The organism is Rhodanobacter sp. UC4448_H15, from assembly GCF_052978265.1.
Window position 1 is genome coordinate 2,089,023 of sequence record NZ_CM129665.1, and the last position, 12,249, is coordinate 2,101,271.

General features: G+C 68.1%; 10 protein-coding genes. All 10 read left to right on the top strand.

Features of this window, described 5'->3' with window-relative positions:
• Positions 1–91 precede the first annotated feature (91 nt).
• The 10 genes from ACVCMI_RS09370 to ACVCMI_RS09415 all read left to right on the top strand — a co-directional run bounded on the left by ACVCMI_RS09370 (position 92) and on the right by ACVCMI_RS09415 (position 12,211).
• Positions 92–2,380, top strand: coding sequence for a TonB-dependent receptor (locus tag ACVCMI_RS09370; protein ID WP_447099033.1), 2,289 nt, complete (start codon positions 92–94; stop codon positions 2,378–2,380).
• A 136-nt stretch (positions 2,381–2,516) separates the two neighbouring features.
• Complete coding sequence (locus ACVCMI_RS09375; protein ID WP_447099032.1) at positions 2,517–3,551, top strand: extracellular catalytic domain type 2 short-chain-length polyhydroxyalkanoate depolymerase; 1,035 nt, start codon at positions 2,517–2,519, stop codon at positions 3,549–3,551.
• Between the two features lie 410 nt (positions 3,552–3,961).
• Positions 3,962–7,372 carry a PAS-domain containing protein gene (locus ACVCMI_RS09380; protein ID WP_447099031.1) on the top strand — a complete coding sequence of 1,137 codons (3,411 nt, stop codon included), beginning with the start codon at positions 3,962–3,964 and terminating at the stop codon, positions 7,370–7,372.
• 91 nt (positions 7,373–7,463) lie between these two features.
• Positions 7,464–8,885 (top strand): cbb3-type cytochrome c oxidase subunit I, encoded by a 1,422-nt coding sequence (locus tag ACVCMI_RS09385; RefSeq protein WP_447099030.1) that lies wholly within the window; start codon positions 7,464–7,466, stop codon positions 8,883–8,885.
• Positions 8,882–9,871, top strand: a complete 990-nt coding sequence (locus ACVCMI_RS09390) for a cbb3-type cytochrome c oxidase subunit II (RefSeq protein ID WP_447099029.1) — start codon at positions 8,882–8,884, stop codon at positions 9,869–9,871. The genes ACVCMI_RS09385 and ACVCMI_RS09390 overlap by 4 nt, the downstream gene beginning before the upstream one ends.
• Positions 9,872–9,881: 10 nt before the next feature.
• The gene (locus ACVCMI_RS09395; RefSeq protein ID WP_395118228.1) at positions 9,882–10,034 is read left to right on the top strand and encodes a hypothetical protein; all 153 of its coding nucleotides are present in this window, start codon (positions 9,882–9,884) and stop codon (positions 10,032–10,034) included.
• A 14-nt stretch (positions 10,035–10,048) separates the two neighbouring features.
• On the top strand, positions 10,049–10,498 hold the full coding sequence (locus tag ACVCMI_RS09400; protein ID WP_395118230.1) for a cytochrome C: 450 nt from the start codon (positions 10,049–10,051) through the stop codon (positions 10,496–10,498).
• A 166-nt stretch (positions 10,499–10,664) separates the two neighbouring features.
• Positions 10,665–10,835, top strand: a complete 171-nt coding sequence (locus tag ACVCMI_RS09405) for a hypothetical protein (protein WP_395118232.1) — start codon at positions 10,665–10,667, stop codon at positions 10,833–10,835.
• Positions 10,836–10,917: 82 nt separating this feature from the next.
• A complete protein-coding gene (locus ACVCMI_RS09410) occupies positions 10,918–11,259 on the top strand; it encodes a carboxymuconolactone decarboxylase family protein (protein WP_447099028.1) in 342 nt (113 codons plus the stop codon).
• Between the two features lies 1 nt (position 11,260).
• Entirely contained in the window at positions 11,261–12,211 is a 951-nt protein-coding gene (locus tag ACVCMI_RS09415) for a PLP-dependent cysteine synthase family protein (protein WP_447099027.1), read from the top strand.
• Positions 12,212–12,249 lie beyond the last annotated feature (38 nt).

Sequence of the window (12,249 nt, forward strand, 5' to 3'; positions counted from 1 at the left end):
GAAGGTACGAGTGCCCCGGCTTGCACGGGCACCTAAGCTGATCTGCATTCAGCATCCGCGCGAGCGATGCATTCACCGCCAAGGGGACGTCATGAAACGCACGCAACTGAGCTCGGCGATCGGTCTGGTACTGGGTTTCGCGCTGATGGCGCCGCTGCAGGCGCAGCAGGTCACGGATCCGTCAGGCACGGTCAAGCCGGCGGCCGCCAAGCAGGCCGAGGCGACACAGCTGGAAGCGGTCACGGTCACCGCGCGGCGTCGCGGCGAGGCGCTGGAGAAGGTGCCGGTGGCGGTCAGCGCGTTCACCAACGAGGATCTGAAGGATCTGCAGGCGAACAACATCGACGGCCTGCAGGGAGCCGTGCCGGGCATGAACATCGTGCAGGGCCGTGGCTCGTCCTCCTCGGTGAACGTGTTCATCCGCGGCATCGGCCAGCCCGACGCGTTGCAGACCTTCGACCCGGGCGTCGGCATGTACGTCGACGACGTGTACTACTCGCGCATCCAGGGCGCCCTGTTCAGCCTGTTCGACATCGAGCGCGTCGAGGTGCTGCGCGGGCCGCAGGGCACGCTGTACGGCAAGAACTCCACCGGCGGCGCGATCAAGATCATTACCAAAGAGCCGAGCAACACGCCCGAGGGCTCGATCGAGGGCACGGTCGGCAACTATGGCCGGCGCGAGGGTCGTTTCTATGTTTCCGGGCCGCTCGGCGCAACGGTGTCGGGCAATCTGGCCGGCGTCTACACGCGCACCGATGGTTACGTCACCGATCCGGCCACCGGCCAGAAATACAACAACGACAACACCAAGGCCGTGCGCGGCAAGTTGAAGTGGCAACCCAGTGACGCCTTCAGCGCCACGCTGTCGGCCGACTACACCAAGCAGGACACCAAGCTGACCCTGGGTGAGGCGACCGCGCCGCTGTATGCCACCGACCTCGCACTGGGCCAGGTGCTGCTCTACACGCCGCCCGCCGGCAAGTACGACTTCCACGGCGCGACCTCGTTCGGCCCCGGCCACGGGCAGAAGCTCACTCACTACGGCGCGTCGCTGCACATGGATTGGCACCTGGCCGACCGCTGGGACCTGAAGAGCATCACGGCGTGGCGCAAGCTGCACAGCAATTCCTTCATCGACATCGACGCCACCACGCTGGAACTGGGCGACGTGCTGGTCGATTTCCATCAGAAACAGCTGAGCCAGGAACTGCAGCTGCAGTACGACAACGGCAGCAACCTGCAGGCCGTGTACGGCCTGTATTACCTGGACGAGAAGGTGCCCTCGCACCAAGAGGCCTACGCCGACGACCTGCTGCGCTTCGCCACGCTGCCGGTGGATTTCCTGCGCACGATCGACGACAAGCTGGAGAACAAGAGCTGGGCCGGCTTCGCGCATTTCAACTGGGAGTTCGTGCCGACCTGGACGCTCGCCGCCGGCGTGCGCTACACCCACGAAACGAAGGACTACTGGCGCACCACCAGCGCGTTCTTCGGCGCGCCGCTGCAGGCGTTCAGCCAGGACCCGCAGGCGGTGATCCAGCCGACCAGCAAGTCGTGGAGCGCGGTCACGCCGTCGCTCAGCCTGGAGAAGCAGTTCACGCCGCAGACGATGGGCTATGTCTCGGTCAACCGCGGCTTCAAGTCCGGCGGCTTCAACGGCCGCGCCAACGATCCGGCGGAAGCGGCCGACCCGACCTTCGATCCCGAGTACGTGTGGACCTACGAGCTGGGCCTGAAGATGCGCTCGGCCGACAACCGGCTGCAGGGCAATTTCGCCGCCTACCACTCCAACTACACCGACTTCCAGGCGCGCGTTTCCGAGGTGCAGAACCCGGGCTCGGCCACGCCGGCCTTCAGCTTCCCGGTGCTCAACGCCGCCAAGCTGAAGATCGACGGCCTGGAGTTCGAGGGCGCCGCCGTGCTGGGCGAGGGCACCAGGCTTTCGACGCAGCTGGCGTGGATGGATGCGCGCTACGACAAGTTCGTCGACCCCCGCACGCAGTACGACCCGAGCCTGGCCGACCTGCACGACCACGTGCCGTTCTCGCCGAAGTTCACCGCCCGCGTGGCGCTGGCGCACACCTTCGGCCTGCCCAGCGGCAGCGCGCTGACCTTCGGCGCCGACGCCTCGTATCGCAGCGACACCTGGCTCAGCGTCGACAACCGCGACGGGCTGATGCAGCAGGCGTACACGGTCACCGGCGTGTTCGGCGTGTTCGATTCGGTCGACGGGCACTGGCAGCTGCGCGCCGGCGTGCGCAACCTCGGCGACAAGGTCTACAAGACCGACGGCCAGGAGTTCTCCAGCGTCGGCAACATCCAGACCGCCTACTACGGCGCGCCACGCAACTGGTACTTCAGCGCCCGGTACAATTTCTGAGCGGAACGCACCGGGTCCCGGTGCGCCGGGCCAACCGCCACTGCACCACGGGCAAGCATGGCCTGCGGCGCAGCGGTGGGCAGGGGCGATCCGCCGCTTCCCGGCCGGCAGGCCCACCATTCGACGGAGCAGACCCATGAACAGCCGATGGTTCAACCGCTTGCTGCTGCTGACCCTGCTGGGCAGCGGCAGCGCCTGCGCCGCCGACACCGCCGGGCGCCTGCCGCATCTGGCGATCGACCCCGCCCGCGTCGCGGTGGTGGGGCTTTCCTCGGGGGCCTACATGGCCGGCCAGGCGCAGCTCGCGTATCCCGATCTGTTTCCCGATGCCGCGCTGGTCGCCGGCGGCCCGTACGGTTGTGCCGGGGGGCAGCTGGCGGTGGCGCTGAGCGCCTGCATGAAGGGAGTGCCGGCGCCCGATGTCGCCAAACTGGTGGCCAGTGCCCGTGAGCGCTCGGCCGACGGCCGGATCGGTCCGCTGAAGGATCTCGCCGGCGCCCGCGTCTACCTGCTGCATGGCAAGGACGACGCCCTGGTCGCCCCGGCCGTGGCCGAGGCCGGCGCCCGTTTCTACGAGCAGTTGCGCGACGGCACGCCCGGCCTGGACGGCATGCAGGTGCACGAGGACGGCCAGCGTGCGTTTGCGCACAACCTGCCGGTGGCCGGCAGCGGCGACGATTGCGACAAGTCGGTGGCGCCGTACCTGGGCCACTGCGGCTTCGACGCCGCCGGCGAAATTTTCGCGCGGATGTTCGGCGAGCCGGCGCATGCCGCCACCGCGGCACGCGGCGAGCTGCGCACGTTCGACCAGGATGCGCTGCGCCCCGGGGGCGCCGACGCGTTCCTGGCAAGCACCGGATACGTCTATCTGCCGCCGGCCTGCATCGCCGGCAAGCCCTGCGGCCTGATGGTGGCCTTCCACGGCTGCAAGCAGAATGCCGACGCCGTGGGCAAGGCCTTCGTCGAGGACGCGGGCTTCAATCGCTGGGCGGACGTCTACGACGTGGCCGTGCTATATCCTCAGACACGCGCAAGTTTCGCGCCCTTGAATCCGCAGGCATGCTGGGACTGGTGGGGTTATTCGGGAGCCGACTACGACACACGCCAGGGCGTGCAGTTGCGCTGGCTGGTGGACGCGGTGCACGCGCTGGGTTTGCCTGCCGGGCATTGATGTCCCCCCATGCGGATGGCTTCGACGGTATCGTGGGAGCGCGCTCGCGCGCGATGCTTTTGGTTCCGTGCAAAACTTTTGGTTCCGTGCAAAACGGAGACTGGCCGCCCGCCCGTCCTTGTAGGAGCGCACCCTGTGCGCGATGCCTTTGCTCAAAGTGACTCGGTCGCCGAAGGCGATCGACCGCTGTTCGCTTCACCGGTGTCACGAGCCAGAGCATCGCGCACAGGGTGCGCTCCTACAGGGGCCGGCGATCGGACGCTGTTGGCTTCGGATGGAGTCAAGGACATCGCGCAGAAGTGCGCTCCTACAGGTGCAGGTGCAAGGAGGCTCTTTGCCTTGAAGACAGTGCACACCGCGGCAGAAGTATCGCGGCCGGGGCCACGCCCGCAAGCAAGGGCGCAAAAACCATGCTGAGCGCCAGCGTCATTGCCATCGCTGCGCTGTGCTGGCTCGGCCTGCTGTTCGGGGTGGCGTTGCTTGGCGAGCGGCAGCCGCACATATTCGAGAAGCGATGGGCGATCGTGTATGCGCTGTCGCTGGCGATCCACTGCACCTCGTGGACGTTCTACGGCACCGTCACCCAGGCCAGCCGCTCCGGTTGGTGGCTGCCGCCGACGTTCGTGGGGGCGATCGTGATGTACCTGTTCGCGCTGAAATTCCTCGGCCGGATGGTGCAGCTGGTGCGCGAGTACAACGCCGGTTCGCTGGCCGACCTGATCGCGGTGCGGCTGGGCCGGCATTCGGGGTTGGCGGCGCTGGTCACCGCGGTGGTGGTGATCGGCATCGTGCCGTACATCGCGCTGCAGCTCAAGGCGGTGGCGATGAGCTACGGCATCCTCAGCCAGGGGCAACTGGCCGAATCCGAGCCGTGGCAGGACAGCGCGTTGTACGTGGCCTTGCTGATGGCGCTGTTCGCGATGCTGTTCGGTACGCGGCGCGCCTCGACCATGGCGCACAATCGCGGGCTGGTGCTGGCGATGGCGTTCGAGTCGCTGTTCAAGCTTGGCGCAATGCTGGCGCTGGGCAGCCTGTTGTTTGCCGCGCTGCCGACGAACCTGCCTGCGCATGTGCCCACGCCGCCGGACAGCGGCGGGTTCCCGGCCTTGATCCTGCTCGGTGCGCTGGCGATGTTCACCATGCCGCACCAGTTCTACGCCGGCATCGTGGAGTGCCGCAGCGACGGCAACCTGCGCACGGCGCGCTGGCTGTTCCCGCTGTACCTGTTGCTGATCTCGCTGCCGATCCTGCCGCTGGCGCGGCTGGGCGACGCGCTGCTCGGCCCCAGCGGGGTGTCCTCGGACATGTATGTGCTGGCGCTGCCGCTGGCGCAGGGCAGGCAGGGGCTGGCGCTGATCGCCTTTCTCGGCGGGCTGAGCGCGGCGACCAGTATGGTGGTGATCGCCACGCTGACGCTGAGCCTGATGGTGGTCAACCATTTCATCGCGCCGCTGCGCGTGCGTTCGGGTTGGGGGCGCGGCGAGCGCGTCGACCTGCGCGGGGCGCTGCTCAATTACCGGCGCGTGGCGATCGTGGTGGTGATCCTGCTGGCCTGGGCCTACAGCCGCCTGCTGGCGCGCAACGAGGCGCTGGCCGACATCGGCGCGATCTCGTTCTCGGCATTGGCCGGTCTGACCCCGGCCGTGCTCGCGGCGATGTACCGGCCGCAATTGGGTTCGCGCGCGGTGATGGCCGGGCTGGCCGCCGGCACCGTGGTGTGGATCTATGCGGTGCTGCCGGCGCTGCTGCCGGCGTCGCTGCCGTGGCTGCGCGACGGGCCGTTCGGCATGCACTGGCTGGCGCCGGACGACCTGCTCGGCCTGGGCGACTGGAACCGTCTCGGTCGCGCCGTGGTGGTCAGCCTGGCGGCGAACGCGGCGGTGATGCTGGCCGTTGCCGGCTCGCGCTACGGGCAGGGCGGACGGGCGGTCAGCGTCGGCCATGTCGACGTCGCCGAACTGCGTGCGCTGGCGGCGCGCTTCCTGCCGCCGGAGCGTGTCGAGCATCTGTTCGACGGTGCGCCAGCCAGCGGCTCCTCCGGCACCGCGCGGGTCAACCAGGTGGAGCACGAGCTGGCCGCGGTGATCGGCGCCGCCTCGGCGCGCCTGCTGCTGGAAGTGGCCCATCGGCAGGGCCGCGAGGAGCTCGATACGGTGGTCGCGATCGTGGGCGAGGCGGCGCAGGATTTGCGCTTCAACCAGCGCGTGCTGGGCGCGGCGCTGGAGAACATGAGCCAAGGCATCTGCGTGGTCGACGCGGAGCTGTGCCTGGTGGCGTGGAACTCGCCGTATGCACGCCTGTTCAACTATCCGCCGGGCATGCTGCGGGTGGGCCGCCCGGTCGCCGAGCTGACCCGCCACAACATCGCGGCCGGCATGCTCGGCCCCGGAGCGGTCGAGACACGCGTGCAGCGCCGGCTGGAGCACATGCGCGCGGGTACCCGGCATTTGTCCGAGCGCCGTTTTCCCGACGGCAGGATCGTGGAGGTCCGCGGCAATCCGATGCCCGGCGGCGGCTTCGTGGCCACCTTCACCGACGTCACCGCGTTCCGCCAGGCCGAGGCGGCGCTCAAGCGCGTCAACGAAACGCTGGAATTGCGCGTGGACGAGCGCACCCGCGCGCTGGCGCTGGCCTCGGCGGATGCGCAGGCGGCCAACGAGGCGAAGAGCCGCTTCCTCACCGCGGTCACCCACGACCTGATGCAGCCGCTGCATGCGGCGCAGTTGTTCGCGCATGCGCTGACCGAGCGCGGTGGCGACAGCCGCACGGCGCAGCACCTCAACGGCGCGCTCGCCGCCACCGAGGGCTTGCTGACCGGGCTGCTCGACGTGGCGCGGCTGGAGGGTGGCCGCCTGCATCCGCAGCTGCGCGCGTTTGCGCTGGCCGAAGTGTTCGATCCGCTCGGCGCCGAGTTTCGCGCGATGGCCGCCGATCGCGATGTCCGGTTGCGCGTGGTGAGTACACGGGCATGGGTGCAGTCCGATCCGCAGCTGTTGCGGCGGGTGCTGCAGAACTTCCTGTCCAACGCGCTGCGCCATGCCGGCCACGGCCGCGTGCTGCTCGGCGCGCGCCGGCGCGGCGCCATGCTGCGGCTGGAGGTGTGGGATACCGGTGGCGGCATTGCGCCGGAGGAGCAGCAACTGATCTTCCAGGAGTTCCGTCGCGGCAGTACGGCCGGAGGGCAGGGCTTGGGGCTGGGCCTGTCGATCGCACAGCGCATGGCGGACCTGCTCGGCCATCCGCTCGGGCTGCGCTCGTCGCCGGGGCACGGCAGCGTGTTCCATCTCGAGGTGCCGCTGGCACCGCCCACGCCGCACCGCGCGCCCTCTCCCGACACCATGCGGCCGCTGCCGGCGGGCCGCGCGCTGGTGCTGGACAACGAACCGGCGGCGCTGGCGGCGCTGACCACGCTGCTGGCCAGCTGGGGCTGGCAGGTGCACGCCGCGCGCAACGCGGCGCAGGCGTTGGCGGTGCCGTGGCGGCCGGACGTCAACATCCTGGACTTCCATCTGGATGGCGGCCAGAACGGCCTGGATGTCTGGCGACAACTCGCGGCAGGTCACCCTGACGTACCCACGGTGATGCTCACCGCGGACCGCGACGGCGAACTGCGCCAGCAACTGCTCGATGCCGGCGCGGGCGTGCTGTACAAGCCGCTCAAGCCGCTGGCACTGCGGCAGACGCTGTTGCGCCTCGGTGCGCGCGGTGTACATGCGGCGCAACAAGTTGCGCGTACCCGCGCCGTCAGCGCGGGCACGGCGCCTTCGCCCACCGCGTCGCAGCCGGGCGATTCTTGCGGCGCCACTGCCGGCGAGACCTGATCTGGATCAATGCCGCACCGGAGATCGAGGCCTATGGTCACGGGGCTCGACGCCCGGGTGGGCGCCATACCGGATTCGACGGAATGGAACGATGCAGGCAAGCGCAGCGGCACCCCGCGCGATCGGACAGGTGGAAGACGACCGTGCGTTGACGGCGGTATTCACGGCGTACGTCACCACCGCCACGATCTGGCTGGTGATTGCCACGGCAGTCGGTCTGCTGCTGGCGTTCAAGTTCGGCGCACCGGACTTCTGGGCGGCCAAATACCTGACTTTCGGTCGCCTGCGGCCGATCCATACCAACGCGACGTTCTACGGCTGGGCCAGCATCGGCCTGGTCGGCGTGGCGTATTACATCGCCGCGCGCAGCTGCGGCACGCGCCTGTACAGCACCCGGCTGGCGTGGCTCGGACTGGCGTTGTTCAACCTCGCCGCGATCGCCGGCACGATTGCGCTGGACCTGGGCTGCAACGACGGCGATCTGGAATATCGCGAATGGCCGTGGCCGATCCGGCTGATCTTCCTGGCCGCCTTGCTGGTGACGGGATGGAACCTCATCGGCACCGTGCTCAGGCGCAGCAGCGAGGACATCTATCTTTCCAACTGGTACACCATCGCCGGCGTGTTGTGGACCTGCGTGATCGCCACCGTGGGCGTGCTGCCGTGGTACCAGCATGGCCTGGGCCAGGTGGCCATCTCCGGCTTCTACATGCACAACGCGGTCGGCATGTGGTTCACCCCGCTGGCACTGGGCACGTTCTACTACGCGATACCCAAGATCCTGAGCCGACCGATCTATTCCTACGCGCTGGGCGTGTTCGCGTTCTGGACCAACCTGCTGTTCTATCCGCTGCTCGGTGCGCACCATTTCCTGTTCAGTCCGCTGCCGTGGTGGCTGCAGACCACCGCGATCGTGTTCAGCGTGGCGATGCTGGTGCCGGTGTGGGGCGGCAGCGCGAACTATCTGCTGACCATGCGCGGGCGCTATCGCGACATGATCCATTCCTACCCGCTGATGTTCATCTTCGTGGGGGTGATCGGTTATCTGTTCGGCTCGACCCAGGGCACGGTCGAGGCGTTCCGCTCGATGCAGGCGATCTGGCACTTCACCAACTTCACGGTCGGACATTCGCACCTGACGATGTACGGCTTCGTCACGTTCGCGCTGTGGGGCGGCATCTACGCGCTGCTGCCGCTGGCCACCGGCAAGACCGCGGGACGCATCGGGCTGGCGGCGCATTTCTGGATGGCGCTGGTAGGCAGCTTCATCTACGTGATCTCGCTGTCGATCGGCGGCACGGTGCAGGGACTGGATTGGCTGCACGGCCTCCCGTTCATCCAGTCGGTGGTGGACATGCAGCCGTACTACGTGTGGCGTGGCGTGGGCGGGATGCTGATGTTCGGCTCGCACCTGGTGTTCGCGTGGAACGTGTGGCGCATGACCTCGGGCCAGCCCGGCAATGCCGCCTCGCCGGTGCTCGATGCCGACGCCACCGGGGAGGTCGCGGCATGAAAAAACTCCTGCTGATCGCCGGCGGGGCGCTGGGCATCTACATCGTCATCGTTCTGCTGGTGGCGGTGCTGCCCGCGATCGACTTGTCCGGCACACCGGCGGGCCCGGGCGTGGAACCGCTGACCGCGTTGCAGGCGGAAGGCCGCACGGTTTTCGTCGCCAACGGCTGCAGCTATTGCCACACGCAACAGGTACGCCCGCTGGACGAGGACAAGGTGTTCGGCCGGCCTTCCGCCCCGGGCGACTTCGTCTACCAGACGCCGGAGTTGCTGGGTTCCGAACGCACCGGCCCGGATCTCGCCAACCTGGGCGCCAGCAAGCCGAGCGACGTGTGGCAATACATCCATCTGTTCGATCCGCGTGCGGTGGTGCCGGAGTCGATCATGCCGAACTTCAAGTTCCTGTTCCGCGTGGTGGACGAGGTGCCGCCCGGCGAGACCGCGGTGCCGGTTCCGGCAGGCTTCGCGCCGAAGACGGGCAAGGTGATCCCCACGCCGCAGGCCAGGGCGCTGGTTGCCTATCTGCTGTCCCTGAAGCAGACACCGATCCCGGGTTACACGATGAACGGCAGCATGGGCGGCGCGACGAACGTGGCGCCGATGGCGAAGGCCGGACCTGCGCCGGCGACTGCTCCGGCCGGTGCGTACCAGTACGTGGCGAGCAAGGGCGAGGCGTTGTTCACCGCCAATTGTTCCGCCTGCCACCAGGCCACCGGCACCGGCATCCCCGGCGCCTTTCCGCCGCTCAAGGGCAATGCCGCGGTGGACGATGAGGACCCGACCCTGCACATCCACACGGTGTTGCAGGGCGCGCACGGCGTCATCATCGGCGGCGTGAAATACGACAGCGCCATGCCGCCGTTCGCCGGCCAGCTGAGCGACGCGGACATTGCCGACATCGTCAACTACGAGCGCAGCTCGTGGGGCAACCACGCCAAGCCGGTCACGCCGGCCGAGGTCGCTATTGTGCGCGCGAAGGGGCAATGACATGCATCACATGACCGGGCCGCTGTGGGGCAACATCGCGATCATCGGGATCGCCGGTGCCATCACGATCGGCTGTTTCGTCGCGATGTTCTGGATGATCTTCCGGCCCGGCGAGAAGGATCCGCGCCACTGCAAGAACGACATCCTGCGGCCGGATCGGTGAGGGAGGTATCCGTGATGGCCAAGCCGCACGTGCGCATCTACATCGACGACAACCCGAAGCCGGTGATCGATCGCGAGTTGCCCACCTCGCTGACGCTGGATACGCGCCAGCTGAGCGACGGTCCGCATCGTCTGATCGTCTGTGCCGAGGACCAGGGCGGTGCCGAAGGCATCGAGGAGATTCCGTTCGTCGTGCAGAACGGTCCCGGCATCCTGGTCTCCGGCCTGCGTCCGGGCTCGACCCGGCGCGGCGAGTTGCAACTGCACGTGGATGCGTTCAGCACGGACGATCCGTTTGATCCGCGCCGCGCCGAGGCGCGTTCGTCGATCCCGGTGTGGGTGTGGGTGCTGAGCCTGTTCGTGGTGGCCTGGGCGGTGTTCTACGCCGCGCGCATGTGGGAGGTGCCCGCGCCCTATGCGAACACGCCGACCTACATGCAGCCGGCCGCACCGTCGCACGGTTGATCGCTGCCGCCGCGCGTGGCCGGCGCGACCACAGTGTTTTCACCGGTGCGCGCCCATCATGCCGGCGATCCAGCCATTCCCTGACGTGGATCAGCGCTGCGTCATGCGGCCGCGCCTAAGGTGAGGGTACGCGACGCCCGCTTGGCGCCATGCCGGGTGCACAACCATGAAACGATGCAGAAGGGCAGCGGAATCCGACGTGCGGCGGCAAACGCCGGGTGATGCGCGCCAGTCGCGCGAACGGCGCGAACGACGCATCGACGAGCAACTGGCGCAGAGCTTTCCCGCCAGCGATCCGCCCGGCTGGGTGCTCGGCACATCGCGGCCGCCACTCTGAGGCGATCGACCCGACCCCGCGCGTCCGGTCGCCGCAGGGCGAGCGGGCGTGCGCGTCCGAGAAACGAACAGGAGCAAACCCCATGGAGTCACCCATGTATCCCCCCTCCACCGTGGAACTGGCGCGCAAGCGCCGCGAGCTGGCGCCCGCACCGCTGCAGGCCTTCAAGGCTTTCAGTGCCGCCGTGTTCGCCGACGGCGCCTTGCCCGACGTCACCAAGCAGTTGATCGCGGTGGCGGTGGCGCACACCACGCAATGCCCGTACTGCATCAAGGGCCATACCGCCGAGGCGCTCAAGCAGGGCGCCACCGAACAGCAGATCATGGAGGCGATCTGGGTCGCCGCCGAAATGCGCGCCGGCGCCGCCTATGCGCATTCCGCGCTGGCGCTGGACGTGATGCAGCATGCGCACGAGGGCCACTGAGATGAGCGCCCGTTTTGCCACGGTCTCCGACACCATCCTCGACGCCATCGGCGACACGCCGCTGCTGAACATCGAGGGCGTCTACGCCAAGATCGAGTTCCTCAACCCGTCCGGCTCGATCAAGGCGCGCATCGCCAGGTACATGATCGAGCGCGCCGAGCGCGAAGGCCTGCTCAAGCCGGGCGACACCATCGTGGAGGCGACCAGCGGCAACACCGGCAACGCCCTGTCGATGGTGGCCGCGGTGAAGGGCTACCGCATGCAGGTGGTGATGCCCGAGGGGCTGTCCAGCGAGCGCGTGGCGATCTCCCGCGCATTCGGCGCCGAGGTGCTGTTCTGCGGCAATTTCCACGTCAACGAGGCGCTGGCGCGGGCGAAGGAGCTGGGCCAGCAGCCCGGCTATTTCTGCCCCAGCCAGTTCGAGTCGGAATGGAACGTGGAGGAGAACCGCGAGATCCTCGGCCCGGAGATCCTTGCCCAGCTGCCCGCCGGCTGCGTGCCCGATGCTTTGGTGCTCGGCGTGGGCACCGGCGGTACGCTGATCGGTGTGGGGCAGGCGTTCCGCGCGGTCAATCCCGATGTGCGGCTGTTCGCGATGGAGCCATCCGAATCGTGCACGATCCTCTGCGGCGAGATCGCCGCGCACACCATCGAGGGCATTTCCGACGGCTTCGTGCCGGGCATCTTCGAACGCCACGCCAGCCTGGTGAACGAGGTGCTGTCGGTATCCAGCGTCGATGCGGTGGCCGAGATGAAACGGTTGGCACGCCGCCACGGCCTGTTCTGCGGCCCCAGCTCCGGCGCGCACATGCTGGCGGCGCAGCGCATCCGCAAGAACTTCCCCGAGTTGAATACGGTGGTGACGGTGTTCTGCGACGAAGGCGAGAAATACCTGCACGAGTATTTCATGGCGCCGGCAAGCAGCGAGGTCGATGCCACGCATTTCGCCTGAGTGCGTGTTGGTACGTGACGGGGATCGCGGCGGGACGC